Origin of the sequence: Streptomyces sp. NPDC048516 (assembly GCF_043199875.1) — a bacterium.
GTDB lineage: Bacteria > Actinomycetota > Actinomycetes > Streptomycetales > Streptomycetaceae > Streptomyces.
The window spans coordinates 106,223-132,551 of the sequence record NZ_JBICWS010000014.1 but is presented as its reverse complement, the minus strand read 5'-3'; the positions used below and the strand labels follow the sequence as shown (position 1 = coordinate 132,551).

The window sequence follows — 26,329 nt, the reverse complement described above, 5'->3', positions numbered from 1 at the left end:
CGAGACGTCGAGAGCAGTGAAGAAACAGGTGACCCATGGCCGGCAACAGCCAGCGCAGGAACCGCCGCACGTCCAACAAGAAGGGCGCGCAGGTCGGCAGCGGCGGTAAGCGGCGCCGGAGCCTGGAGGGCAAGGGCCCGACCCCGCCCGCCTCCGCTCGCAAGGGACACGTCAAGAACCGCGTCGCCAATGCCCAGGCGAGGCAGGCCGCCTCGCGCCGCCCGGCCCCGCGCCGCGGCGGCGCCAAGGGCACCGCCGAGCTGGTCGTCGGCCGTAACCCGGTCTTCGAGGCGCTGCGCGACGGCGTGCCCGCGACCACCCTCTACGTCCAGCAGTTCATCGACACCGATGAGCGGGTGCGCGCCGCACTGCAGCTCGCCTCGGAGCGCGGCGACATCAACCTGATGGAGGCGCCGCGCCCCGAGCTGGACCGGATGACCAACGGCCTCAACCACCAGGGCCTGGTCCTGCAGGTCCCGCCGTACGACTACGCCCACCCCGAGGACCTGGCCGCGGCCGCGTTCGACGTCGGTGACGACCCGCTGATCGTCGCGCTCGACGGCGTCACCGACCCGCGCAACCTCGGCGCCGTGGTCCGCTCCGTGTGTGCCTTCGGCGGCCACGGCGTGGTCGTGCCGGAGCGCCGCGCGGCCGGTATGACGGCCGGCGCGTGGAAGACCTCGGCGGGCACCGCGGCCCGTACGCCGGTCGCGCGCGCCACCAACCTGACCCGGACCCTGGAGTCGTACCAGAAGGCCGGTCTGACGGTCGTCGGGCTGGCCGCGGACGGCGAGCTGGAGCTGCAGGACGTCGAGGCGCTGGACGGCCCGGTCGTCATCGTCGTCGGCAGCGAGGGCAAGGGCCTGTCGCGGCTGGTCGGCGAGACCTGTGACGTGCGGGTGCGGATCCCGATGCCGGGCGGCGCGGAGTCGCTGAACGCCGGTGTCGCGGCCGGTGTCGTCCTGTGGGAAGCGGCGCGCCGCCGCGCCTGAGTCCCCGGTGCCCCGGGGCGGTGCGCACCTGTGCGTCACACCCCGGGGCACGACCTGACCCTCTGTGCGCCCCCCCGTGTCCCGGAGGGCGCCTGTCCAGTCTCCCGGTGAGGCGTCTCTCCCGGCTCTCGTGATCCTTTGACGGGTCTCGGACAGATCGACCCGGTCAAGGCAGTGTCTTAACCGGGGGTCACTCGGTTAGATGAGCGTGGACACCAGAACACCCCGCACGCCTACGGGGGGACGCTCGCCGGGCTTCGATGACGAGCCGGGCCTGAGCTCGGTCAAGGTGCCGTGCGATCCCGCGCAGGTCATCGTCAACCACGCCAGTTTCCGCGTACAGCTCGCCGCGCCCGCGCCCGCGGCGCGCGGCGCCCTGGCCGACGCCGCGCGCATCCCCGCCCTCCGCGGCTCGGCCGCCGGCGCCAGACGCCGGGCGCCCGTGGTGTGGAGCGGCCGCACCGATCCGGGCGGCACGGCCGGCGCCACCACCCAACTCCTGCACGCGGTGCGCAACGCGGGCGTCGGCCTCGACGGCGGCCAGGGCGAGGACGTCGGCACGACCCAGGTCCTGCCCCGGGTCCGCCTCGGCGACGCCGCCCCCGCCGCGACCGTGATCGGCCAGCGCGGCCCCGCCGACTCCGACCGCACCCCGCTGCTGCGCGGCGTACGCCCCGTGGGCAGCGCGTACGGCGACACCTACCACGACCACCCCTACCGCGGTCCCTACGACGGCCGCGGCCACACCGACGACGGTCACGACGACGGCTGCGACGACGGTTACGACGACGACCGGTTCCAGGCACCGGACGGCTACGACCCTGGCGCCAAGCGGCGCGGCACCGACAGCGTGCGGCACGCGTACTACCCGGGCCGCCGGATGAACCTGGGCGTCGTCCTGCTGCCGCTGCGCATCTTCCTCGGACTGATCTCCGTCTACGCCGGGATGGGCAAGCTCTGTGACCCCGTCTACTTCGACGGCGGTGAGCGCGGCTCGATGGTCAAGTGGCTGCAGTCGCTCGATCCCTGGGCGCTGGCCGTGCCACTCCGCGACTTCGCCGTCTCGCACCCCGTCGGCGCCGGCCTGACCGTCGCCTTCCTCCAGGTCGTCGTCGGCGTCCTGACCATCTGCGGACTGTGGCAGCGGGTCGCCGCGTCCATCGGCGGGCTGCTCTCCGCGGTACTGCTGATGACCGTCAGCTGGCGCACCCTCCCCGCCTACGACGCCCCCGACATCATCTACCTCGCCGCCTGGAGCCCGCTGATCATCGCGGGTGCGCCCGTCTACTCCATGGACGGGCGGCTGGCCGGCGAGGCCTGGCGACGCCTCGGCCCCCGCGTCGAGGTCGCCGACCTGCGGCGCCGGGTGCTGCGCCGCGGAGCGGTGATGACCGCGGTGGTGGCCGGACTGACCCTGCTGATCGGCTCACTGCTCGGCGGCGCCGTACGCTCCGCGACGGTCGCGACCGTCCCGCGGCCCGGCGAGCCCGCCATCAACAACCTCCCCGGCTCCCCGCTGCCCCGCCCCGGCAAGCACACCGCCCGGCCCGGCCAGCGCCACAAGGGCAGCGCCGCACCGCGCCCCGGAACCCCTTCGGCAAACGCCTCGCACAAGGCCCGTAAGCCCGGTACCCCGTCCGCGTCGACCTCCGGCACGGGACGGTCGGCGGGCAGCAGCGGCCTCTCCCGGCAGCCGGGAGCGACCACCAGCGCACCCCAGCAGACCGTGCCGACCCGCGACCCGGTACCGACCCATGCGCCGACGTCGGCGGGCGGCACCGGCGGCGGCACCACCGGCACCGGCAGCACCGGCTCCAGCGGCTCCGGCGGCGACTCCGGCGGCGGAAGCCTTGGCGGGCTCCTGGGCTGACCGGGGCCCGCATCTGTCCCTGATCTCGTACCTGTCCCCGAACCCGTACCTGTCCCCGATCTCGTACCTGTCCCCGATCTCGTACCTGTCCCTGATCGTCCCGCTCCTCGTGCGGCCCGGATCCACCGGCTGTGAACGGGGAGGGGGAGCGGTCAGGGACAGGTGTGTGTGGGCGGGCGGGGAGCGGGGCGGGCGCGTGCCGGGTGGGTCAGGGGTGGGTGAGGACCGGGCGAGCGCGACGGGCGCGTGCCGGGTGGGTGAGGGCCGGGGGGAGCGCGGCGGGCGGCAGGGAGGGAGCGCGCCTGGTGCCGGTGGGTGGGGCTTGAGGGGCCCGCGAAAGGGGCTGAGGGGGCCTGCGGGGGCTTAGGGGCCCGGGGGCCTCCCTCCTCAACCTCCGTGCGCGCTCAGCTCCTTGGCGGCCTCGGTGAGGTCCTTGGCGGTATCGATGGCGCGCCAGTACGCGCCCTGGGGGAGCGGGAATCCGGCGAGCCGGCGTTCGCGGGCGAGGCGCGGGAAGGTGGTGCGCTCATGGTCGCCGCGGTCGGGCAGGAGCTCGGTGAACGCGGCGGAGAAGACATAGACGCCGGCGTTGATGAGATACGGCGAGGGCGGCGACTCGATGAAGTCCAGGACGTGTCCGAACGCGTCGGTCTCCACGGCGCCCCAGGGGATACGGGGGCGGGCAAGCGCGAGGGTGGCCTCGGCATCGCGCTCGTGATGGAAGGCGGCCATCTCCCGGAGCGGGAAGCGGGTCCAGATGTCGCCATTGGTGGCGTACCAGGGCTCGTCCGGGCGGGGGAGGGAGCCGGCCGCGTACTTGAGGCCGCCGCCGCGGCCCAGCGGCTCGGTCTCGACAACGGTCGTGACGCGCAACGGCAGTCGGGCCCGGTCCAGCCATTCCTGGAGTACCCCGGCGAGGTGCCCGCAGGAGACGACGGCGTCCGTGACGCCTTCCTCGGCCAGCCAGTTCAGTTGGTGGCCGATGATCGGGGTCCCGGTGCCGGGAATCTCGACCATCGGCTTGGGGCGGTCATCGGTGTACGGGCGGAGACGTGAGCCCTGGCCGCCGGCCAGGACCACGGCCTGCGTGGGGTGAGGATGCTGGGCACCTGTCATGGTTCGCACCCTAGGGGGTGCGAGCTGGGGTCACTGGGCGGCGGCGACGCCGGTGGCGAAGGAGGTGTCGCAGACCGGGCGGGAGAAGGCCTGGGCGCGGTGTGCGGCACCGTACTTGGCGACCGCGGCACGGCCGAGGTCACGGGCGATGGAGACGCAGTGCTTGGCCAGTGAGGGCCGCTTGGTGGTCGCCTCCTGGAGGTGGGTCAGGGCGACGCCCGGGTCCTTCTCCTGGAGCTCGACCAGGAGGCGCTTGCGCAGGGCCTCCTGGGGGGCGAGCGGGCCGGCCTTGGTGGAGGCCCTTCCGGACGACGCGGTCAGCACCTGGGAGTCGGTGGCCGTCGAGGCCCACGGGACGCGGGTGACCGCGAGGGTTCCGGAGAGCACGAGGACGACGGGAAGGACGAGGGCGAGAGTTCTGCCGATGCGGCGGGCTGCGGAGTTCACGGTCGCGATGGTAGCGAGGAGTGATGATTTGGCGACATTTGGTCACCTTATCGAGGGATGCATTGGCTCGTCGGTGCGGTTTCGATGTTGACGCACGGATACGAAAAGCACGGTTATGCCCCTATGGTGCCGTCCTGGCGCGGCCGCACCACACAGCGGCCGCACCACACAGCGGCGGCGGTGCCGGGTAGTACCGGGTACTACCCCCCACCGCCGCCGCCGCTCTCACGCGCGCCAGTCACCCGCTATCAATGGGTCCCGCATCAGCGGGCTGCCGCATCGGCCGGGCCGGGTCCCGCATCGGCCGGTGCGGACGCCCGCATCGGTTGGGTCGGGTCCCGCATCGGTTGGGCCGGGTCGGGCCGGGTCGGGCCGGGCCGGGTCGGGCCGGGCCGGGTCGGGCCGGGTCGCGTCGGCTCCCGAATCAGTCGGTGAGGCGCTCCCCGGACGACGTCGAGAAGACGTGCGTCTCGCCGGGCCGCGGTACGACGTGCAGCCGGGCGCCCTTGTCCGGGACCTGGCGGCCGTTGACCCGTACGACGAGGTCCTTGACCTCGCCGCCGACCTCCGCGGTGCCGTAGACATAGCCGTCGGCGCCCAGTTCCTCGACGACATTGACCGTGACGGCCAGACCGGCCGGTGCGTCGGCGGACTCCTTGGACAGCGACTTCGCGGCGGCGCCGTTCTGCTCGACGATCTCGAAGTGCTCGGGGCGTACGCCCACGGTCACCGTCGTGTCGCCCTTGTCGGCGGCCGCGGTCAGCGCCTCACGGCTGACGGGGACGACGCTGTTGCCGAACTTCACGCCGCCGTCCGTGATCGGCACCTCGACCAGATTCATGGCCGGCGACCCGATGAACCCCGCCACGAAGAGATTCGCCGGCCGGTCGTACATGTTCCGCGGCGAATCGATCTGCTGCAGCAGACCGTCCTTGAGCACGGCCACCCGGTCGCCCATGGTCATGGCCTCGACCTGGTCGTGGGTGACGTACACCGTCGTGATCCCGAGCCGCCGCTGCAGCCCCGCGATCTGCGTGCGGGTCTGGACGCGGAGCTTGGCGTCCAGGTTGGAGAGCGGCTCGTCCATGAGGAAGACCTGCGGTTCCCGGACGATGGCACGCCCCATGGCGACCCGCTGCCGCTGACCGCCGGACAGCGCCTTGGGCTTGCGCCCCAGGTAATCCGTGAGGTCCAGGATCTTGGCCGCGTCCTCGACCTTCTGCCGGATCTCGGCCTTCGGCACCCCGGCGATCTTGAGCGCGAAGCCCATGTTGTCGGCGACCGTCATGTGCGGGTAGAGCGCGTAGTTCTGGAACACCATGGCGATGTCCCGGTCCTTGGGCGGAAGGTGGGTGACATCGCGGTCCCCGATGCGGATGGCGCCTCCGTCGACGTCCTCCAGCCCCGCGAGCATCCGCAGCGAGGTGGACTTGCCACATCCGGAGGGGCCGACCAGGACAAGAAATTCGCCGTCTTCGATGGCGATGTCCAGTTTGTCGACGGCGGGCTTGTCGGAACCCGGGTAGATACGGGTTGCCTGGTCATACGTGACCGTAGCCATGGTGAAAATCCCTTCACCGGCAGGAACGTGCCGGACGATCCGAGTAAAAGGAGGTGGTTTGGCCCACTGACGTGGGCTCGCCGTGACGCTACCCGCAGCCGCCCCCGGTGTCAGTAGCCCTGCACTCACAAATTCGGGAACCCGCACCCGGCCCACCTGGGTACACTGCTTCACGCACGCCTCCTTAGCTCAGCTGGCCAGAGCACCGCTCTTGTAAAGCGAAGGTCGTCGGTTCGAATCCGACAGGGGGCTCTCAGCTTGAACAGGGACGAAGCCCCGGGCCGGAGGTGGCCTGGGGCTTCTGACATCTACGGATGACATCAACGCGGGTGGTCGGTCGAGATCACTGCCGATCGAGCCGCCGTTTCAGCAGCCGGTCCATGTGGCTGATCGCTTCCCGCTGGGTGTCCTGGGCGACGTGGGTGTAGACGTCCATGGTCATGCTGATCTGGCTGTGGCCAAGGGTCTCCATCAGGACGCGAGGGGCGACGCCGGCCGCGGTGAGCAGGGTGGCGCAGCCGTGCCGGGCGTCGTGGAGGCGGATGGGGCGGAGGCCGGCCGAGACGGTGAGCCGGGAGAAGGAGCGGTTCAGGTTCCGCGGCTCGATCGGACGACCGGAGCGGGTGGTGACGACGAGCCGGGGTGGTCAAGCTGGCGCCCCGCATTGCCGCGGCGTCCTGACCGCTGGACCGGAAGGTACCTGAGTTCTGCGGCGAGAAGCGGAAGTCGCCGGCCTGACCGCGTGGGGAGGTGTCCCAGATGCGGCGTTCGGCAGCGTTGAGCTCGGTGGTTCGGTGAGCTCGCCCTCGGGTCAGGGCCCGGACCGCACTCGGCCCCACTGGTGCTGGAGGGGCTCAACTCGCCGACCTCTCAATGGAAAACGGGCGTGCCGGTACCAATGCCCGTTCCGTCATGGGTCGTTATCGCTCCCCGTCATGCACGGTCCGTATGGTCGCGGGCATGACGGGGAACGAGAGCTGGATCGCAAACGCCACACTGGTCAATTGGTTGGCTACCCAGAAGGACGCCTTCGCCGCGTGGGAGGCCGAGGTGGGCGGAGTGTGGGACTTCACCATGGAATCCCTTGACCGGCTGGAAGAGGCGATCCGCGACCGGTTCACCAGCTACGAGGAAATCCAGGACGCCGAGGACAGCCCGTTTGTGCAGGTCGCCTACTGGTACTTCGGCGAAGTCTTCGTCCGCAACCACGCCATGGTTTGGCAACGGCGCCCCACCAACGACCCCAGCGACCGGCCGTTCATCATCGGCCTTGGTGACGAGGGCCTGGAAGAAGGCGACGACCGGCCGGCGACCGCACCGGACACCGAGATCCCCGCACTGTTCCTGCGTGATCCGGGCAACCACCTGCGTGACGCCCTGGAGGGACAGCTATAGCGAACCCGCCGTCCCCGCGCGTGAGGGGCCGGGCCCCTTGCCAGGCGCTGGAGGGCCCCGCAGCATGTGGCGGCAGCGGCAGCGGCAGCGGCAGGGTGGCGGGCGGCGCCCCTGGGGACGATGTCGGCGGCGAGGGGGATGTGCGGCCGAGGTCGCAGACCCTCGCGGTGTGGTGCTGGAGTTGCCACGCGAGGCGGGGGGGCGGCTCCCACACATGCAGGGCTGCGATCGCGAGTCCGATGCCTGCCAGGGATGCGAGCAAGAGCACCAGCCCTTCGTGATGCAGCGTCGGACTGACTGACTTCGCGCTCCCGGCCTCCAGGACCGCCGTCCGGCCGCTGGAAGTCCGTCAGGGGAAGAGCCCGCGGACACGCCCTCGATCCCAGGAACGCCACGCCGGTCACCCCCGGTACCGCGGAGCATGAGCGCAAGCCGTACGGCCCGCACCGGCCCCGCGACCGCCGGCTTCAGGTTGGACAACGCTCTGTGGAAGCAGAGCCAAGGGACTGTGGAACCACAGCTAACGACGCCTGGGTGGCCTCCCGGCATTCTGATGGAGGCAGCCGGATGAATCCGCACCGAAGTCGCCCTACTCCACCGCGCAATCGGGGGTCGGCGGCGTACGGGGAATCGGTTGCGAAGAATGCGGCGCCGGCTTGCGGTCGGCCCGCTCAGAGAGGGGAATCGGATGCGACCAAGTCGAGGATTTCCTAAGCCTTTTCATCAAGAAGGGGGAACAAGAATGACGAAACTCAAGTTTGTTGCCGGAGCGCTGCTCGCCGCCACGCTCGTGGTACCCACCACCACCGCGGTCGCGACGTCCGCGAAGGGGGGCGGTGCCACCGCGTGGACCCCGGCGGCAGGCAGCTCCGGGCGGATCGCCGTCAAGGACGGCAGTCGTGACGGTGACCCGGCGAAGGCGGAGTACCGCCGCAAGGCCAGCCCCGGCACCAAGCGGACCCTGTGGAACAAGAACGGCCCCAACACGACCGCGTACTCCGGGAGCGGGTCCCGCATCATCAGTTTCCAGGCATGCGACGTGAATTACGGGGACGGTGACGACTGCTCAGGCTGGAAGGCGCCCTGACAGCCGGTCTAGTGCCCATCCGCCGGGCCGGCCGCGTGACGTCCGGCCCGGCGGCTATTTTTCGAACCTGTTCCACGCACCCCGAGATGGCCGGGGTGACGACGAGGGAGCCGACCGTGGTGACGGCGGGGGAATCGACCGGCCTTCAAGTGGCCGGTCTTCGCCATCGGCTGGGCGAGCGAGTGCTGTTGGGCGCAGTCGACCTGGATGTCGAGCCGGGCTCGTCGGCCCGGCGGACGCTCCGGCTGGGGGCCGGGGTGCTGACGGAAGCCATGAACGGGGCGAAGGAGGTGGTCATATGAGCACGGTCGCAGGCCAGACACCCGGAGCGGACGCCGCTGCGCCGGAGCGTCGCGGCGTATTGCTGTGGTGGCGGTGGGTCCGCATCGGCTGCGCCGCCGGGCGTGATGGCACCGGCGGGCGCCTGGGGTTCTGGGCACGGTACGCCGCCTCCGCGGCGGTCGCCGTCGTCGCCCTCGCCGCAGTCGCCACGATCGCCACCTACGACGGGCGGGCGGCGCGGAACCAGGCCCGCGGACCCGTGATCACCGAACGGCAGCAGGACGCGGTCGCGCTGTGGCGGGAGGGCTTCGACTCCGTTGGCAAGGTCGCGCACAGCGTGGTCTACCTCCGTCCGCTGAAGCCCGGGGCCCAGCCCCCACCGGGCCTGACCCGCTGGCCGGCGCCCGGCGAGGTGATGCTCTCGCCGGAACTGGTCCGGGCGGGGCAGCACGAGGGGATCACCAACCGGTACGGCCACTACGCGGGCATGATCGGCAGGTCCGGTCTCGTCTCCCCCTCGGAGCGCCTCGCGTATGTCGGGCCCTCCCACGCCCCTGACGCCCGCGAACGGGAATCCTGGTCGTACGCACGAGGGTTCGGGCAGAGCTACCCGATGGGGGAGTCCCTCTACACCCGCCCGCTCACCCATGCGCTGCTCGCCCTGGGGGTGCTGACCGGTGTACCGGCGCTGGCGCTGCTGGTCGTCGCCGCGCGGGCCGGCTCGCGCGGCCGGCGCAGCGGTCCGTCGCCGACGCCGGGAGGGACCCCGTGCCACCGTGCGGCGGTCCGTATCGGCGAGGCTGTGCGGCCCACCGCGGCCGGAACGGCCCTGGCGGCCCTCCCGATGCTCGGCGCGATGACCACCGACCTCCGGATTCCCGCCACCGGCTATCTGCTGAACAGCGGCGACCTGCGGTCGGCATGGCCCATGGCGCTCGCCGCACTGGTCCTGTCCTTCACCGTCACCCTGGTCGCGGTGGCCGTTCTCCCCAGCCCGGCATGCCGGGGTGCCGCAACCGGACGGCGGTCATCGGCCGCCACGGTTCCGCGGTGGCGGCCGGCCGGGTGCGGTTTGGGCCTCGCCGCCGTCGTGTTCAGCCAGTACCTCGTGGGGCCGGCCGGCCTCTGCACCTTCATCGGCGGCACGGTCGTCATGTGGGCACTACTGCCCTCCGTGGCCACTGTGGCGAGCCGCGCGCTCGGGGCGAAGCTCGCCGCACACGGGCTCCGCACCGGCCGTCCCGGTCGACTGGTCGGAGGACGGTGGACGGTCGCGCACCCCGGTGTCGTGGTCCGGCCGGCCGTTGCGCTGATCATCGGGCTCGGGCTCGTCTGCCAGCTCCAGATAGCGAACAGCGACGTGGGCGAGAAGGCGACCGCGGCTCGCGCCACCGAGGCCCGGATCGGCGACGGCGTGCTCAACGTCCAGAGCCGTGACCTCCCCCCATCAGCGATCGAGGCGCTGTCCGGCTCCCTGCCGGCCGGGACCCACGTACTCGGCCTGACCATGGACCTCGACCAGCAGGGGGCGCTACTCCAGGGCTCCTGCCGTACTGTGCGGACGCTCGGCCTCGGGTGCCCCGCCACGCCGAGGGCGGTCACCGGCGGCGACCTACGCGTGACGGAGATCCGCGACTGGTACGGGCGGCTGCGCGTCCAGGCCGCGCCCTCCGGGCTGCGTCTCGACCGGCTGCGCGGCTCACTGCTGGTGATCAGCGACGGCCCGGCCCGGCGTGCCGCGGTGGAGAGAGCCGCGTACTCGCTGGCTCCTGCGGTGAATGTCGAGGCCCCGGGAGAGACCTGGCTGGTCGGCGCCGGCACCAAGACCCGGCTGAACAACTGGGTTCTGCTGTTCGGGTCGCTGGGACTCGCTCTCCTGCTGCTGGCCGGCGGCTTCAGCGCGGCTGCGGAGTTCGCGCGGGTCCGGCACACCCTTGTGCCGCTCGCCGACCCGGCCGGTGGGCACACCGTCCTCCGGGCGGCGGCCGGATGGCATCTGGCCGTCCCCCTGCTGGTGTCGACGATGATCGCCGTCGTCGTCACCGCCTGGCACGCCGGGTTCCTGACCGCCGTGCTGGGGACCGGGACATACTCCTGGTGCTTGCTCGCCGCCGCACTGTGCGGCGGCGGCCTGATGGCCGCCGTGGTCACTGTCCTGGGCGGACGGAGTGCCATCCGCGCGGCTCAGCGAGGGTGACCCGCGGACGGCTGACGCGACCAACTCCCCCTACGCCGACTCTGATTCGCCGCCGACAGCAGGCGGAGGTCCGGGGCCGGCCTACTCAGCAGCCCGGCACACCTCGTTCCGGTAGTCCGTGGGGGGCATGCCGTAGGCGGTGCGGAAGGCGCGGGTGAAGTCCGCGGCGCGGGGGAAGCCCCAGCGGGCGGCGATGGTGTGGACGGGGGTGTGGCGGAGGGCGGTGTCGGCGAGGTCGCGGCGGGCGCGTTCGAGGCGCTGGCGGCGGATCCAGGCGGCTACGGTGGCCTCTTCGTCCTCGAAGACGCGGTAGAGGTAGCTGAGGGATATGTGATGGGCGGCTGCGACCAAGCTGGGCGTCAGGTCGGGATCGGCCAGGCGTTGTTGGATGAACGCCTGGATGCGTAGGAGCAGGGTGCGCCGACGGGTCTCCGGGGCGAGCGTGTCCTCGTCCAGGGTGTGGGCGAGCAGCGTGGAGACCAGGTCGAGCGCCACCGTTCCCAGCCGGGGCCCGTCGGCGGGCCGGTAGGAGCCGCTGTCCCTGCATACCTGGGTGAGGAACTGGGCCAGCAGGGCGCCGACGCCCTCCCGCCCCGACATCGGCCGGTTGATCAGCTTCTCGACGCCCTTCGCCGGCAGGGGCAGCAGCTCCCGGGGGACGAAGAGGCCCGTCCCCCGCACCTGATCCTGGCTCTCACCGCTGTCCATCTCCACGTGATGGGGGCGTGAGGTATCCATGATGATCAGGTCGCCCACGCCGTACCATGCGTCGCCGCCGGGGTCGACGACCTTGGCACTCCCGCTGGTAGCAAGTGACAGGTGGTAGTGCTCCGGGTCGGACCGCCGGACCAGCTGCGCCGTGCGCCGCAGGGTCATCGGCGTGTGCTCAGTCGTACGCAAGCGCACGGCGCCGAGGTCCACGATGCGCTGTGAGACAGCGAAGTCGGTCACGTGGTCACTGAGAACTTCCATGGGCATAAAGCTCCCGACGACCTGCTCACGCCAGTAGTCGAACCGGTCCGCCGGAGCCACGTCGTCGCTCCGGAACACCATCTCTCCGAGCATGAATTCATTCCCCCTTCTTGTCCCCGCGAGTACGCCGGTCCGCCCTCACGGTATGCCTGAAGCGGATGCTCTTCTGCAGCCGGTCACGCGACGTTTCGCGCAGTCGCCACTTCCACGCCGGTCGGCAGGCAGCTTCTTGCGGCCGGCATGGATGAATGTGATGCCATAAGGCCGTGTCCTATGTGGTGAGAAGCTGTTGTCCTTCCGAATGTGATCATTGAGTTTCCGCTGTCCAGGCATGGTTTAGTGCTGCCGCGGGAGAGTTCGGGCGATCAGTTCATTCTCGTTGGTGCGGAGGTGACCGGTGCCTTCGGTGCTGGGGTTATCGGAGGAGCGGGTGGCGACTGCCCGGGTGCGGGAGGCGCCAGACGTGAGCGAGAAGACCCTGGGTCCGGTTGTGGGGTCCGTCGTGCCGCGCCGGCACGAGGCGGCGACATCGGACGCGCTCGCGGTGGACTACCGGCGGATCGTCGAGCTGGTGGAATCCGGTGCGCGCGGCCAGTGAGGGCGGGCAGGAGGCGGTGACCCAGGTCGAGGCGGGACTCCCGCATCCGCCGCCGTCGCGCGGCGGGCAGGTTTTCGCCCCTGGCGAGCGGACCCGCAGCGAGAACGGCAGACGGTTCGACTGGTATGCCCGAGGCCTACGCGTCGCTCCTCAGTGACGACCAGCGGTTACGGGACACCTTTCAGTGCTCCAGCTGTAGATCGTGATGTGCCGGCCGAGTGGCGGAAGATGCGGCTAAGGTCTAGGCGCTCGGCGGTCCTACGTTGCGCCTTCCCACGCGTCGGGCCGTGGCTCACCGGAGCCAGGGGCCCGTGATGTTGGAGGAACACCGGTGATCGGCAGGCTGCAGTGCGTGGTTCTGGACTGTCCGGATGTCCTTGAACTCGCCCGGTTCTACCAATCGCTCCTCGGCGGCGCGGTCAACCAGCCCGATTCCAGGTGGGCGGTCGGTGACGACTTTTCGACCCTTCACACGGGCTCTGGCCTGGTCTTGGCGTTCCAGCGCGTGAAGGATCACCGGGCGCCGCGGTGGCCGGACAGCACGTACCCGCAGCAGTTTCATCTGGACCTCGATGTCCCGGACCTTGACCGGGCCCAGGAACAGGTCCTCGGCTTCGGCGCCACGCTGCTGCACGTCGACACCCGCGGTTGGAGGATCTTCGCAGATCCGGCGGGCCACCCCTTCTGTCTCCTCAGAGGCTGACAGAGAGGCCGGAGCTTCGCTTTCGCTCAGCGATGTCCGTCTTCCGGGGGGAAAGGCAGGTGCGGCCACCGTTGATCATCGGTGTGTGAAGACTAACGATCACGTGGTGGCGCAGGTCACAGCGTAAACCCTGCCCGCTGGCAGGAGGCGTTCGAAGGCCTGATGGGCCGATCGCGGGACGGTTCACACGGGTCGAACCCCGGCGTCGGACAAGACAGTTGGTGCTCGGGCTGCTGTCGGGCCTGCCGCGCAAGAGCCGCTGGACCACCGCCGCATGGGCCGGGGAGACCACCCCGGAGGGCATGCAGCACCTGCGCGGCCGGGCCAAGTGGGACGCCGACCAGGTACGCGACGACGTGCGCGAATACGTGGTGGAGCACCTGCACGACGACCAGGCGGTGCTGGTGGTCGACGAGACCGGGTACGTGAAGAAGGGCACCGGAACGGTCGGCGTCCAGCGCCAGTACACCGTCACCGCGGGCAGGATCGATAATGCCCGGGCGCGGTCTACCTGGTCTACGCCGGCCCGCGCGGGCACGCGGCAGTGGACCGGGAACTGTACGTCCCCCGTTCCTGGAGGGCCGACCCCGACCGCTGCCGGGCCGCCGGACTCGGCGAGGACACCGCCTTCGCGACCAAGCCGGAAGCCGCCCGCGCTTGGCGTACATGCGCGCACGACGTCGAGGACTGCACGGTCGCTTGACACCAGAGGGTCCAGGGTCCCGAGCAACCGCGGCCCGGCGCGTCGAGTGCACCGGACGCGGACCTGCTGAGGGGGACAGAGGGCGGATCGAACCCAGCGGTGTCGCAGCGGCCTCATGACCGCATGGCTCGGTCACGGCCGGCGCGGCGCTCTGCGCGTGAACCGTGTGGTGCGAGTCATCCGTTGGCCGTCGCCAACCCAGCTGGTGAAGCTTGGACGTCTCGAACACCTGCCAGTGGCGTCTGGTGATCAGTGTCCGCAGAAGAGTGGGCCTTTGAGCCAGCAATCCCCCGATGGGTTCCGGTCGGCTCGTCGGTTCGACGGTAGCCCTGCAATGCCGCCATACGGGAGTGAGAGCTGCCGTGTGCGTGCGGAGCCATGGCGGCCGGGGTTGGGGCTTGGCGAGGTGGCCGAGCGGCCCAAGGCCCTCCTGGACCTCGGCGCAGCGGGCGGCCTGGTTCACGGGGCTGGCCCGGCCGCCGGGGCAACGTCTGCCGTCGCGGGTCAGGCCGCGGTCCCAGCGGTGCGCAGCTCGGGCAGGTCGGTCTCGGAACGCTGTTACGAGGTGGCGCCGCGGGTGTGCAGGTCTTCGTTGATGCGCTGGGCTTCTTCGAGTTGGTCTTCGAGAATGATGATGCGGCAGGCGGCTTCGATGGGGGTGCCGGCGTCCACCAGTTCGCGGACGCGGGCGGCGATGCGTAGTTGGTAGCGGGAGTAGCGGCGGTGGCCGCCTTCGGAGCGCAGCGGAGTGATCAGGCGGTGCTCGCCAAGGGCGCGGAGGAAGGCGGGGGCGGCGCCGATCATTTCGGCGGCCCGGCCCATGGTGTAGGCGGGGTAATCGTCGTCGTCGAACTTGTCGGCGGGGCGGGGATCGCGAGGGGGCATAGACCTCTTCTTTCGGGGACGCGTCGAGGGGCCCGAATGCCGTTCCGGCACCCGGGCCCCGAGCTTTCAACACCATCTACCGGCTGACTGCGCCGGCCATTTTGTTCCGCGTGTCCGCCTGGGAGGGCGGAAGTGCGGGGATCGCGGATGCGTGACCGGGGACCACCTTCCAATCCGGGGCCTGCGGTACCCGAGCGGTGTTTCTTCCTCGCCCGGGCGATCCTGATGGCGTCTGCTCCTTACCTCATTCGGTTATTCGGTTGCACTGCTGGATATCGCGGGTACTGCATGCGGCCCCTGGAGCCGCTCGGCCCGGCAGTCAGTGAAGGAACCATCCTTTCCGGCCCCGTCACTCCACTGCCGTTCCGCATCCTGCCTGACCTGCTTGCGCGGCAGTTCATCTCTGCCGTGCCCTCTTCGACTTCTTCGGGTACGAGAAAACACTAACCTCCGCACGCATCCATGTCTACGCTCGCCGTGACAGATTTTCTCAACAGCCAGTGAGTGGAGTTCTGTCTCATGCACCCCCGGAAGAGTGCCATCCGGGGGGACCGGCCCGGCGGGCACAAGCTGAGCCCGGCGGCACCACCGATCCAGGCGGGGTGTGAGCGCATGAACGGCACGATGACAACCCGCACGACAGCTCCGAGGCCCCCTGTCGCCCTCGAAGGCAACAGCCCCGCCGGCATCCCGCGCGCCCGCGGCATCGCCCGTGCTTTCGCCGACAGTCTCGATGCGGCCCTGCCTTCCGGGCCTTCCGGGGCTGCGGGAGCCCTCGCCCCGAGTCTCCGAACTCGCCGCCAGCGCCCTGCGCCACGGAGGGTCATGACACCTCGAACTCAGCGCTACCGCCGATGCAGTGAACGTTGCCGTCAGCGACGCAAGCCCCCCGGCGCGAACGCGCCCGCGACTCACCGGCGGCACCGGCGGCTTCGGATGGCACATGATCCGCCGCCTCACCGGCAACGTCACCACCACCCCAGGCCCCGGACGGGCGACGACCGGGCACGTCTGCCGCGCACGATGACCCTCGCCCACGAGGGCGGCTCAACACGGCGACGGCACCTTCAGCGGGTCCGGTCCACGCGGGACCTCCCGCACCCCTGCTCATACCGGAGAGCGCGCCATCCGGACGCTCCCCAGCCCGATCACCTTGCCCGGCCGGCTTCGGCGGTCAGGACCCCGGATCGCGACCTGCCGCGGAACCGGGCGAGCGCGTCCTGTGCTTCTCGGACGGCTTGATCGAGGAGCGCGAAACCGGCGGGGAGGAGTGCGGTGAGGAACAGCTCATCGACTGGGTGGACCGCCTCGCGCGCACCAGGATCAAAGTACGGCGGGCGGTCCGCTCCTTCTCCCGCCCTGACGCTGCGCCGAACGTTGAGCTGTGCGCTGGTTGGTCGCTGACGGCCGCACCCTCCTTGGCCACCGGTTTGGGCCGCCGCCGTGGCGCAGTGCATTGGTGGCGAGTTCGGAAACCACCAGGAGGAAGGTGTCCGCGCGCTCGGGATCCGGTGCTGGGCTGGGGTGAGGTTGTCGGTGAACGTGCGGGTCGCCTCTCGGGCCCGGTGGATGCTGTCCGGGCTTTCGCCCCGCATCGCGGTCGGTACGGGGTGAGGGGCGCCGCTGGTCTTCATGCCGTTCATGCACGTACACCCCACCCGTGATCTGTTGCACCTTCTTGCCGTGGCAGGCGGTGTGCCCGCCCGCTCGGTTGCCACGCTCCGTCAACGCGCTTCCCGGTGCAGTTTTCACTAGGCGTGGCCGACAGAAGATCGGACACCACCTTCACGGAAAATCTGTCATGTCGGCGATAGACATGCGGTCTCCCAGGGGTTAAGGTTTTTGTCGTAGCCAAGAGATCGAAAAGCGCGGCAGAGGTCGAACTGCCGCGCGTGCAGTACCAGAAGAGGCACGGCAGTGGAGTCGCGGGGCCGAGAGGTATGCAGGTGGGCCCCGCGACTGACTGCCGGGCCGGGCGGCCCCCGGGGTCGCGAGCGGAACAGTGGATCCGCAGGAGTAAGAGCAGGTCGGCAGGAGGATGAGAAGGAGGCAGGCGCCATCAGGATCGCCCGGGCGAGGACGGTAAGTCCGCTCGGGTACCGCAGACCCCGGATTGGAAGGTGGTCCCCGGTCACGCAGCTGCGATCCCCGCACTTCCCGCCCTCTCCCGGGCGACGGTGCGGAAACAGAAGGCCGGCACCGCAGTAAGCCGGCAGATGGTGTTCAAATCCCTGGGGGCCCTGGTGCGTGTTCGGCACCAGGGCCCCGCGGTGCATTCGAGTGCTGCCGCCGCGCCCCGGGACGTTCAGCCGGCGTCGGACAGCGTGACCCCACAGCAGCCATGCGGACGAGCACCGTCGATATCGTCGCCGGAGCTCTTCGCCATCAGCCTGATGGGCACCGCGGTCGAGGTGTCCCCTGATCTCTCGGCGGCGTCCGAGGTTCCGCGCCTCTGATGCATCGGGGCCCGGGAGGGCCATCGGGACATTGAAGGACAAGGCCCACGAGCAGGCACATCGCCGTGGTCAGCGGACGGCGGGGGAGGAGCACGGCCAGGGGGTGCAGGGGCCGGCGCTGATGTGGGCTGCATGTCCATGCCATGCCGCCCGCAGGGAAGTCCCGGACTTCCCGAGACGAGCGGTATGTACCGCGTCGCCATGGGGGATGCCGGCGCCTGGACAGTAGGAGCCTGGCGCTCTTCCGGCCGTTGAGTTGGCTGCTGCGGGGCGGATTCTTTGCCCACAGCGGTCCGGTCAGGCTCGGGCCGGGTGCCCCAGCAAGGCCGACGCCGTCTCCAGTGGTGTGAGACCGGTCGGCGGCACGAGCGTGGCAGCCGGGCGGCACACGAAGCCGAGGCGGCTCAGGGCTCGGGTCACTTCACCGGCGGAGAAGTCACGGCGATCCTGCCGGGTGATGATCTCCCCGACCTGCTTGACGGGGTAATGGCGGCGACCGATGAGCACGGACTCACCCGTGATGGGTTCGGCTTCGATGCCCTTCATCGCATCCTGCACCTCGGTCTTGAGCAGGTCGAACGGGAAGCGGGCGATGACGACGCGCATAGTGCCTCTACAAGGTCGAAGAGAAGCCGGAAACGGATCGCCGGCCTGGACGGAGAGGGGTCAACGGGTGAGGACGACGACGCCCAGGGCGTGCCCGTCCTCACCGATCACGGGTGAGGCCCGCAGCTCGCGCTGACGCATGGCGCGTTCCGCGTCGTGTGCGGACATCACTGACGAAGTGAAAGGCCCACGATCGTAGATGAGGTCCCGCAATCGGGTCTCCTCGGTGTACCAGGAGCCTTGGTCGTGGGCCGCCATCTGGGAACGGGTGATCAGGCCCGTACACCGCCCGTCCTCGTCACGGACGAGGAGATGGTCGGCACGGGACCCGATGAGGACGGACAGGGCCACGTCGACGATCATGTCGTCGCCGACCTGTGGTCCCGGCGACGACATGACGTCGCCGGCTGCCTTGCCGGAGTGGTCCGCCTGGGGGTAGCTCTGCAGCGTCAAACGAAAGCCTCCGTGACGATGGTGATCCGACGGGCCGAGCGTGATCGTCCGGGACAGGGCCTAGGCGGCCGGAGCCGAAGAGGTTTGCCGCGCAGCCGGAATCGCGGTTCGGGCGGATCCGGATCCGGAGGCACGGCGGGCCTGGGCGGGGCGGCTGCGGCGGCCGCGTGTGGAGGAGCCGCCGCGCTTGGCACGTTCGACGACTGGTGCGGCGATGGTGACCGGGGTGCCGGAGGGGGCCTGGGCGCCGGTGATGCGGCTCAGTTCGGCCTCGCCCGAGCGGACCTGGGTGGTCTGCGGGGTGATGCCCGCGTCCGCCATCAGGCGGTTCATGGTGCGGCGCTGGTTGGGCAGTACGAGGGTGACGACGCTGCCGGACTCTCCGGCGCGCGCGGTGCGTCCGCCGCGGTGCAGGTAGTCCTTGTGGTCGCTGGGCGGGTCGACGTTGACGACGAGGTCGAGGTTGTCGACGTGGATGCCGCGGGCGGCGACGTTGGTGGCCACCAGGACGGTGACGTGGCCGGTCTTGAACTGGGCCAGGGTACGGGTGCGCTGGGGCTGGGACTTGCCGCCGTGCAGGGCCGCGGCGCGGACACCGCTGTTCAGCAGGTGTTCGGTGAGGTTGTCCACGGCGTGCTTGGTGTCCAGGAACATGATCGACCGGCCTTCGCGGGCGGCGATCTCCGTGGTGGTGGCGTGCTTGTCCGCGCCGTGAACGTGCAGCACGTGGTGCTCCATCGTCGTGACCGCGCCCGCCGAAGGATCGACGGAGTGGACCACCGGGTCCGTCAGGTAGCGCCGGACCAGCAGGTCGACGTTGCGGTCCAGGGTGGCCGAGAACAGCATCCGCTGGCCCTCGGGCCGGACCTGGTCGAGCAGCGCGGTGACCTGGGGCATGAAGCCCATGTCGGCCATCTGGTCGGCCTCGTCCAGCACGGTGATGCCGACCTGGTTCAGCCGGCAGTCGCCGCGCTCGATGAGGTCCTTGAGCCGGCCCGGCGTGGCGACGACCACCTCGACCCCGCCGCGCAGCGCGCCGGCCTGGCGGCCGATCGACATTCCGCCGACGACGGTGGTCAGCCGCAGCTTGAGCGACCGGGCGTAAGGGGTGAGGGCGTCGGTGACCTGTTGGGCCAGTTCCCGGGTGGGGACCAGGACCAGGGCCAGCGGCTGACGGGGCTCGGCGCGCTGCCCGGCGGTACGGGCCAGCAGGGCCAGACCGAAGGCGAGAGTCTTGCCCGATCCCGTGCGGCCGCGGCCGAGAACGTCGCGTCCGGCCAGCGAGTTCGGCAGCGTGGCGGCCTGGATGGGGAACGGGGCGGACATGCCTTCCGCGCTGAGGGCCGCCAGCAGCGCCGACGGCATGTCCAGCTCGGCGAACGTCTCAGCCGGGGGCAGGGCGGGAGTGTGGGTGACGGGAAGGGCGAACTCTCCCTGCAGTGTCGCGGGGCGCCGTCCTGAGCCCCCGGAGCGACCCGTGCCCGAGCGGTTCGGACCACCGGAGCGGTAGCCGCCGCGGCCTGAGCCGGACGAGCCGGCGGAGCGGGAGTAGCGGTCGTTCGTGCGAGCTGTGCGGTTCATGGAGAACCTTCCTCGATGCGGTACGTCGAGGAATTCCCGGCGGCAATGAGCCGCACACAAAGAATCGCAAGAACGAACCGATGAAATGGGATGGAACGAAGCGGGGAGGAGATGTGCCGACCCGGTACGCCGAGGCGGGACCGGCGCCTCCGCAAAGAAGAGCGAAACAGCTGCCGGACCATAATTCGGGCGGATTGCTGCCGTGTCATAGCGGTCGGGGAGTCGGGATCGCTGCCCGCTTGCCGCGTGTGCGGCCGTGGTGGGGCGCATGGGAACCCCGAAAAGCAACGAGCTGGGGCCCGCACCCAAGGTGCGGGCCCCAGCTACGGTGTGACGCGTCAGGCGGGGACGATGTTCTCGGCCTGCGGGCCCTTCTGGCCCTGCGTGACGTCGAAGTTCACCTTCTGGCCTTCCTGCAGCTCGCGGAAGCCCTGGGCGGCGATGTTCGAGTAGTGGGCGAAGACGTCGGCGCCGCCACCCTCCTGCTCGATGAAGCCGAAGCCCTTTTCCGCATTGAACCACTTCACGGTGCCAGTAGCCATGTCATATCTCCTTCGGGGCAGTGCCCGGAGCCCACGCCGTGCGAGCTCCGTATCGCTGCGTTGATTGCCCGTCCGGAAATAAACACCGGAAATACGAAAGCGCTCCGCCGTGTACGACAGCGGGCACGCTTGAAGTCTTGGGAACCACAACTGCAACTGAGATGGACGGTAGCACGGTATTGGCAGCCATACGCGGCACATGATCCCGACGCTTTCGAGAGCGTCAAAAAACCCTTGCCGCACCGGTGGTCATTTCTGTAGTTGCGGCGTGAGATATTCAGCAGCGGCGCCCGCCCGTATTCGACCGAAAATGCATCGACATCCCCGGCCGCCCGGGCTCTGCAGAGGCGGGCCGGGCACCATCGGTGCCTGGCCGAACCGCACTGCGCAACTGTCGGGCAGGGGGCAGTCTCGTTCTATTGCTGCAGCCTGAGGGAAAACTATGCTGGCAACAGTAAATATTCATAGTCCGTGGGGCCAGTTTTTGTGGCGTCCTTGACCGCCGCGATGCGCGCGAGCCCCGCCAAGGCCCTCGTGGGTGCGGCGGCGTAGAGGACGACGGTGGTGCCGGGAGGCGGCGACGCGCTGCCGGCGTACCTCGACTGCCGTACAGCCACGGCGTCTGGCGGGAGCCCCCGGCCACGACACGTGGTGTCGTGGCCGGGGGCTCTGTGAGCTGTGCGGAGGTGTCTGGTTTTTGGTTCCGGTTCCCTTTCCGGTTCCGGTTCCGGTTCTGGTTCTGGTTGCAGTTCCGGTTCCGGTTTCGGTCTCGGTTCCGGTTTCGGTTTCGGACTGCGTTGATGTGTAGCGCCGGTCAGGGGCCTGGTTTTTCGTGGTGGAGTGCCGCTGCCGCGGATGCCTCCGGCCGGCCGGGGGGCCGCTTGGCTTCCGTGCCCGGCTGCCGCTCGGGTGCCGGGCGTGGTGTGCCTGCCGGTTCCTGTGGTGAGCGTCCCGCAGCGGGGCGCATCAGGACGGCGCAGACCAGCAGCAGGGCGAGAGCGGGCAGTGCGATGGCCACGGCGAGTCCTGGGAACTCCGGGTCACCGCCCAGCCCGGTCACTCCGGTGTAGGCGGCGCCGGATGCCATCTGCAGCGCGAAGAACAAGCCGGAGGCGGCGCCCGCGTGTGGACCGTCGTAGCGCATCATTCCGGCCTGGCAGGTCGGGAACATCGCCCCGACTCCCACCATGCAGAACGCCATGGGGACGACCAGGCTCAGGGGCTCGTCCGGCCAGATCCGCACGCTGACGGACATCACGAGCGCCGCGGCCGCCGCGACGGAGGCAGCAAGCCGGGCGACCAGTTCCAGGGAGCGCACCCGTCCCAGGCGCTTGGCCGCGCTGCTCCCCGTCACGTAACCGGCGATCACCAGCGTGTACAGGGCTCCGTACTCCACGGGGGAGGCGCCGAGGCCGACCTGGATGGCGTGGCTGGAATAGGTGGTGAAGGTGAAGTACGCGCACCAGGCGAGGCTGATGGCGGCGGCGAAGACGGTGAAGTCGCGGTGGGCGAGGATGCGCCGGTATGCGGTGAGCGGTCCTTGGGAGGGGGCCGGTGACGCCGTCGGTGCCGGTTCCGCTGCCTGTGGTGATGACGGTGACGGTGACGTCGTCTGGCGGGTGGCGGGTGTCTGTGGGCTGTTGCGCGGCTTGTCGGGGGGGAGCAGGAGCAGCGCGCCTACGAGGGTGCCGATGCCGAGTGCCGTCATACAGGCGAACAGCACGCGCCAGGAGGCGTACTGCACCAGAAGGCCCGCGAGCGGCGGCGAGACGGCCGGGGTCACCGCGATCACTGTGGTGAGCGCGGTGAGCACATTGAGCCGTTCCCGTTGCGGCAGGTCCTTTTGGACCCAGAGCCGGGCGATGACCGTGCCCGCGCCGGCGCCCAGGGCCTGGAGGACCCGGCCGGCGATGAAGACGGCGACGTTCGGGGCCAGGAGGCAGAGTGCGGAGGCGCCCGCGAACAGGGCGAGGGCCGCCAGCTGGGTGCGCTTCGCCCCGTACCGGTCGGCCAACTGGCCGGTGACCAGCATGGAGATGGCGTACGCCGCCATGTAGCCGACCATCGAGCGGCTGAGGTCCGACTCGCCCGCGCCGAAGTGGGTCCCGATCTGCGGGATGGCCGGAACGAAGGCGGCGAGGGCGAGTTGGGGCACACACACCAGCGACATCAGGCACAGGGTGAGGCCCCGGGAGAGGCGGATGTTGTCGGTCATCAGACCGCCTGCAGGGCGTACCGGTCGTGCTCGTCGACGCTGTAGCGGGCGACTCGTGCCGCCTGCCGGGCGACGTACTCCATGGAGCTGGAATGGAAGTGGACGCCCGAGGCCAGATCGCCGACCACATGGAAGCCCGGCCGGGGGGTGCCGTCCGGACGGAGCGCACGGTTGCTCTCCGGTTCCACCTGGATGCCACCTGCCGGGTGCGCGGCCACCAGGGACCGGCGCGCGAGGTCCCGCAGCAGGGAGCCTTCGGGGGCGGCGGTGAGGTCGTTGGTGCGGCCGACGGCGTTGACGACACGGTCGTACCGCTCGGTGGAGCCGTCGGCGAACGCGGCCGTGAATCCGCCGCTCGGTTCCCTGCGTACCGCGGTGACACCGCGCCGGAAGCTGACGTCCCCTGCCTCGGCGAGAGTGACCAGCTTGCGTGCGTTCACCGGCGGCATGGGGTTCCGCAGGCAGGCGAAGGCGCGGTGGTGTCTTCGCAGGAAGGCCCGCTGCTCCCCCGGGGGCAGGGCACGCCAGAGCGCGGAGTACGCGGGGGTGAGTGTGGTGACGCAGCGCTGGAGCAGGCCGGCGGGGCCGGGGTCCGCCAGCCGCGACCGCAGCAGCTCCGCCGCGGGCCACCGTTCCGCGTACGGTCGTACCGCGTCCCGCAGGCTGGTGCCGTGGTCACGGAGCGAGGAATCGATGAGGGCGTAGATGTCCCTGAGCGTCACGGCACCCCGGGAGGCGAGTTCCAGGCCGCCGAAGGAGTGTTCCGGATCATCCCAGCGCGATACCGGACTGGACCTGACATCCGGTACGAAGCCGGAGCGGGAGGCCAGGGTGACCCGTACGCCCTGCTCGGTGAGCACGAGCGCGCTGTCGACGGCGGTCAGTCCCGTGCCCAGGACCAGTACCCGGTCCGCGGGGTCCACGCAGGCCAGGGACGGTGCCAGCGGATAGGGCTGGGCGATGAAACCCGGTGCGCCGGCCAGGCCGAAAACGTCGACGGGAGGCAACGTTCCCACCGCCAGGATCACGCTGTCGGCGGTGAATCTCATGCCGTCCGCGGTCGTGATGGTGTAGGCGTCCGGTCCCTCGGTGAGCCCGGCGGTCCCGGTGAGCCCGGCAACCGCGGTGGCCTCGGTGACCTCCGTGACCTCGGCGATCTCCGTGACCGAGCTGCGCACGGTGGTCACCCGGGCGCCGAGGTGTTCCAGGTCGTCGCAGGCCTGGGCGAACACCCCTTCCAGGTAGTGGCCGAAGGCGGTGCGGGGTGCGAAGGCCGAGGCGGCCTTCCAGTCCAGGGGGATGGCGGTGGAACGCAGCTGCTCCGCGGAGCGATTGAGCCATCGACGGAACTGGCCAGGGTCGTTGTAGTCCACGGACATTGCCGACAGCGGACGGTTCAACAGGGCGGCGTGGGTGTCCCGTGCGTAGGCGACGCCCGGACCGAACCGGTCCGTCGGGTCGAAGACATGGATGTCCGCGGCGAACTCCCGGCTGTCCGCGGAGAGTTCACGGGCGCAGGCGGCCAGGAAGGCGGTTCCGGCGGCACCACCGCCTATGACGGCGATGACGGGGCGAGATGTCACAGAAGTCTCCAGCAAATCATGAAAAGCAGCAGGTCGGCGATCGCGACGGCACGCCACGGGCGGCCCTCCCGATCAAGGCCGGTGGGGGCCGGTGGTTCCATGAAGCAAGAAGCAAGGAGTACGGGGCTGTTCGCGGACGATCGCGTCGGCCCGTGGCGGGCCGTTGGCCGGCCCGCTCCTTCCGTACCCAGGTGCCGAGATGACGGCGCACCCCGCCCGCCGTGGTTCTCCGCGCACCTCATGGAGTGCCGCCATTCCAGGAACGGCGGCACCCCGTAGTTCTCCCCCGGAACCGGTGCAACGGCATCGGCCAGGCGGGCGACCGGCCGATGTGGCTGATTCTAGGCTGCTGCTCGTCGATCGCCATCCGAATTTGGCGGTCCAAGTGGCTCAAAAGGGCCATGACAGCGCTTCCGAGCCACTTATGGCCAAATTGCAGTGCACAGCCGGTAGTTGACCATCTGAGTGGAACCTGGGCTTCCGTACGGTCGGGCCTCTCCGGCTGCCGCGGGCCCTTTCGGTGAGGAGTCACGCCCGCTCCCGTCGGTTCTCCGCTCCGCCGGTCCGTCGCTCTCCGTCGCTCTCTGCCGGTTCAGTGGCTTCCGTCGGCCCGATGGCCTCCACCGGCCCGATGGCCCCCGTCAGGCCGGTGGGGGCGTGGGTCCAGCGGAGCGAGTACGCCCAGGCGTTCCTCGATCTGCCGTGCCGCGTCCAGGCACCGGTCCTCGCGGTACATCCCCGCCACGACCTGCACGCCCTGCGGCAGGCCGGCCGCGAGACCGGTGGGCACGGCCACGGCCGGCACCCCCACGTACGTCGTCGCGGTCAGCAGTCGCATCGGCGTCATCATCGCGTCGTGCTCCTCCGCGGTCCGCGGTATCACCGGCTCCGGTGCCGGCTGTGTGGACACCGGCCCGAGCAGCAGCGGGCAGTGCTCGAAGAAGCGGGCCCAGTCGCGCTGGACGCCGAGGCGTACGCCGGTCTGCCGGAGGTATTCCGCCAGGCCTACGGCCGGGTGGCGTTGGGTGTCCAGCTCGATATGGCGGGCGCTGTCGTCGGTGAGCAGCCGCCTGAGCACGGGCCAGGCCAGGGTGAACTCGGTCCGCAGGAGCGCGCCGTAGCCGTCGAGGGCGTCCTGCAGCCGTGGCACCTCGACCTCCTCGACCGGGTGCCCGGCGTCCTCCAGGGCGGCGGCCGCCGCCTCGATCGCCGCGCGCACGTCCGGGTGGACGTCGCCGCGGCCGCCGGGGTCGAACACCACACCGACCCGCACCGGCGTTTCCGGCCGCGGGCCGTAGAGCGGTGCCGGGACCGCCCGCGGGTCCTGCGGGTCCGGGCCCGCCAGCACCTCGTAGGCCGCCCGCAGGTCCGCCACCGACCGGGCCAGCGGCCCGTCCACGGGGAAGAGCTGGTGGCCGAGGACCGGCTCCTGGTCGTTCATCCGGTGATCGGCCGGGAACCGTCCGTAGCTCGGTTTCAGCCCCGCGACGCCGTTGAACGTCGCCGGGTTGCGCACCGACCCGCCGGAGTCGTTGCCCAGGCCCAGCGGCGCCATGCCGGTCGCCACCGCGACCGCATCGCCGCCGCTGGTGCCGCCGGGAGTGCGCCGCGGGTCCCACGGGTTGACGGTGTCCCCGAACAGCTGGCTGACCGTGTGCACTCCGGCGATCGCCAGGTCGGGCATGTTGGTGCGGCCGACCGGAATCGCCCCGGCCGCGCGCAGCCGGCGCACCGGGGGAGCGTCAGACGGTGCCACCCAGTCGCGGAAGTACGGGACGCCGTGCGTGGTCGCCGAACCGGCGACGTGGATGTTCTCCTTCACCGTGAACGGCACCCCGGCCAGCGGGCCCAGCCGCTCCCCGGCCGCCCGGCGCCGGTCGGTCTCCCGTGCCGCCTGCCGGGCGCTGTCCTCCAGCAGCCGGGTCACCGCGTTCACCTGCGGGTTCACCGCGGCGATCCGCTCCAGGTGCGCCTCCACGGCCTCCGCCGCTGACACCTCCCCCCGGGCCACCAGCGCGGCCAGCTCCGACGCCTGCAGCGCCCACAGGTCCGTGAATGTCGTTGTGGTCCCCATCGGACCCTCCT

Annotated in this window: 20 protein-coding genes, 1 tRNA gene and 2 pseudogenes; 10 read left to right on the top strand and 13 right to left on the bottom strand. The window is 70.6% G+C overall.

Going from position 1 to position 26,329, the window contains the following annotated elements:
• The first annotated feature begins 35 nt into the window (after positions 1 to 35).
• Positions 36 to 992 (top strand): 23S rRNA (guanosine(2251)-2'-O)-methyltransferase RlmB, encoded by a 957-nt coding sequence (gene rlmB / locus ACGFR7_RS26125; RefSeq protein ID WP_393323845.1) that lies wholly within the window; start codon positions 36 to 38, stop codon positions 990 to 992.
• A gap of 202 nt (positions 993 to 1,194) precedes the next feature.
• Positions 1,195 to 2,862, top strand: a complete 1,668-nt coding sequence (locus ACGFR7_RS26120) for a DoxX family membrane protein (protein WP_393323843.1) — start codon at positions 1,195 to 1,197, stop codon at positions 2,860 to 2,862.
• Positions 2,863 to 3,249: 387 nt separating this feature from the next.
• Here ACGFR7_RS26120 and ACGFR7_RS26115 read toward each other — a convergent pair whose 3' ends face one another.
• From ACGFR7_RS26115 to ACGFR7_RS26105, 3 genes are all read right to left on the bottom strand, one after another.
• Complete coding sequence (locus ACGFR7_RS26115; protein ID WP_393323840.1) at positions 3,250 to 3,978, bottom strand: NDP-sugar synthase; 729 nt, start codon at positions 3,976 to 3,978, stop codon at positions 3,250 to 3,252.
• Positions 3,979 to 4,008: 30 nt separating this feature from the next.
• Positions 4,009 to 4,425, bottom strand: a complete 417-nt coding sequence (locus ACGFR7_RS26110; protein WP_350252942.1) for a hypothetical protein — start codon at positions 4,423 to 4,425, stop codon at positions 4,009 to 4,011.
• Positions 4,426 to 4,849: 424 nt separating this feature from the next.
• The gene (locus ACGFR7_RS26105; RefSeq protein ID WP_393323837.1) at positions 4,850 to 5,986 is read right to left on the bottom strand and encodes an ABC transporter ATP-binding protein; all 1,137 of its coding nucleotides are present in this window, start codon (positions 5,984 to 5,986) and stop codon (positions 4,850 to 4,852) included.
• A gap of 178 nt (positions 5,987 to 6,164) precedes the next feature.
• On the opposite strand from ACGFR7_RS26105, the gene ACGFR7_RS26100 reads away from it, so the two are divergent.
• Positions 6,165 to 6,238, top strand: a tRNA-Thr gene (locus tag ACGFR7_RS26100).
• A gap of 91 nt (positions 6,239 to 6,329) precedes the next feature.
• On the opposite strand, the pseudogene ACGFR7_RS26095 reads toward ACGFR7_RS26100, so the two are convergent.
• A pseudogene (locus tag ACGFR7_RS26095) lies at positions 6,330 to 6,620 on the bottom strand (tyrosine-type recombinase/integrase); the annotation flags it as partial.
• Between the two features lie 326 nt (positions 6,621 to 6,946).
• Here ACGFR7_RS26095 and ACGFR7_RS26090 point away from each other — a divergent pair.
• The 4 genes from ACGFR7_RS26090 (at position 6,947) to ACGFR7_RS26075 (ending at position 10,947) form a co-directional block, all read left to right on the top strand.
• On the top strand, positions 6,947 to 7,381 hold the full coding sequence (locus tag ACGFR7_RS26090; protein WP_393323835.1) for a hypothetical protein: 435 nt from the start codon (positions 6,947 to 6,949) through the stop codon (positions 7,379 to 7,381).
• Positions 7,382 to 8,123: 742 nt separating this feature from the next.
• Positions 8,124 to 8,468, top strand: a complete 345-nt coding sequence (locus tag ACGFR7_RS26085) for a hypothetical protein (protein WP_393323834.1) — start codon at positions 8,124 to 8,126, stop codon at positions 8,466 to 8,468.
• A gap of 95 nt (positions 8,469 to 8,563) precedes the next feature.
• Positions 8,564 to 8,770, top strand: a complete 207-nt coding sequence (locus tag ACGFR7_RS26080; protein WP_393323831.1) for a hypothetical protein — start codon at positions 8,564 to 8,566, stop codon at positions 8,768 to 8,770.
• Positions 8,767 to 10,947: a permease gene (locus ACGFR7_RS26075; protein WP_393323829.1), complete on the top strand. Its 2,181-nt coding sequence runs from the start codon at positions 8,767 to 8,769 to the stop codon at positions 10,945 to 10,947. Before ACGFR7_RS26080 ends, ACGFR7_RS26075 begins: the two co-directional genes overlap by 4 nt.
• Positions 10,948 to 11,028: 81 nt before the next feature.
• Here ACGFR7_RS26075 and ACGFR7_RS26070 read toward each other — a convergent pair whose 3' ends face one another.
• Positions 11,029 to 12,012 carry a helix-turn-helix domain-containing protein gene (locus tag ACGFR7_RS26070; RefSeq protein WP_393323826.1) on the bottom strand — a complete coding sequence of 328 codons (984 nt, stop codon included), beginning with the start codon at positions 12,010 to 12,012 and terminating at the stop codon, positions 11,029 to 11,031.
• A 370-nt stretch (positions 12,013 to 12,382) separates the two neighbouring features.
• Here ACGFR7_RS26070 and ACGFR7_RS26065 point away from each other — a divergent pair, with 370 nt between their 5' ends.
• The 3 genes and pseudogenes from ACGFR7_RS26065 to ACGFR7_RS26055 form a co-directional block, all read left to right on the top strand.
• Complete coding sequence (locus tag ACGFR7_RS26065) at positions 12,383 to 12,517, top strand: hypothetical protein (protein ID WP_393323823.1); 135 nt, start codon at positions 12,383 to 12,385, stop codon at positions 12,515 to 12,517.
• A gap of 331 nt (positions 12,518 to 12,848) precedes the next feature.
• A complete protein-coding gene (locus ACGFR7_RS26060; protein ID WP_393323820.1) occupies positions 12,849 to 13,220 on the top strand; it encodes a VOC family protein in 372 nt (123 codons plus the stop codon).
• Positions 13,221 to 13,390: 170 nt separating this feature from the next.
• Positions 13,391 to 13,872: pseudogene (locus tag ACGFR7_RS26055) on the top strand (IS701 family transposase); the annotation flags it as partial.
• A 609-nt stretch (positions 13,873 to 14,481) separates the two neighbouring features.
• On the opposite strand, the gene ACGFR7_RS26050 reads toward ACGFR7_RS26055, so the two are convergent.
• From ACGFR7_RS26050 to ACGFR7_RS26015, 8 genes are all read right to left on the bottom strand, one after another.
• Positions 14,482 to 14,808, bottom strand: coding sequence for a MerR family transcriptional regulator (locus ACGFR7_RS26050; RefSeq protein ID WP_393323818.1), 327 nt, complete (start codon positions 14,806 to 14,808; stop codon positions 14,482 to 14,484).
• Positions 14,809 to 17,561: 2,753 nt separating this feature from the next.
• On the bottom strand, positions 17,562 to 17,870 hold the full coding sequence (locus ACGFR7_RS26045) for an SCO5918 family protein (protein ID WP_393323815.1): 309 nt from the start codon (positions 17,868 to 17,870) through the stop codon (positions 17,562 to 17,564).
• A gap of 60 nt (positions 17,871 to 17,930) precedes the next feature.
• The gene (locus ACGFR7_RS26040; protein ID WP_393323812.1) at positions 17,931 to 18,323 is read right to left on the bottom strand and encodes a CBS domain-containing protein; all 393 of its coding nucleotides are present in this window, start codon (positions 18,321 to 18,323) and stop codon (positions 17,931 to 17,933) included.
• Positions 18,324 to 18,383: 60 nt separating this feature from the next.
• Positions 18,384 to 19,904, bottom strand: a complete 1,521-nt coding sequence (locus ACGFR7_RS26035) for a DEAD/DEAH box helicase (RefSeq protein WP_393323809.1) — start codon at positions 19,902 to 19,904, stop codon at positions 18,384 to 18,386.
• Between the two features lie 338 nt (positions 19,905 to 20,242).
• Positions 20,243 to 20,446, bottom strand: a complete 204-nt coding sequence (locus tag ACGFR7_RS26030; RefSeq protein WP_006604711.1) for a cold-shock protein — start codon at positions 20,444 to 20,446, stop codon at positions 20,243 to 20,245.
• Between the two features lie 814 nt (positions 20,447 to 21,260).
• Entirely contained in the window at positions 21,261 to 22,661 is a 1,401-nt protein-coding gene (locus tag ACGFR7_RS26025; protein WP_393323806.1) for an MFS transporter, read from the bottom strand.
• Positions 22,661 to 24,244, bottom strand: a complete 1,584-nt coding sequence (locus tag ACGFR7_RS26020; RefSeq protein WP_393323803.1) for an FAD/NAD(P)-binding protein — start codon at positions 24,242 to 24,244, stop codon at positions 22,661 to 22,663. Before ACGFR7_RS26020 ends, ACGFR7_RS26025 begins: the two co-directional genes overlap by 1 nt.
• Positions 24,245 to 24,836: 592 nt before the next feature.
• Positions 24,837 to 26,318, bottom strand: a complete 1,482-nt coding sequence (locus ACGFR7_RS26015) for an amidase (protein ID WP_393323800.1) — start codon at positions 26,316 to 26,318, stop codon at positions 24,837 to 24,839.
• Positions 26,319 to 26,329 lie beyond the last annotated feature (11 nt).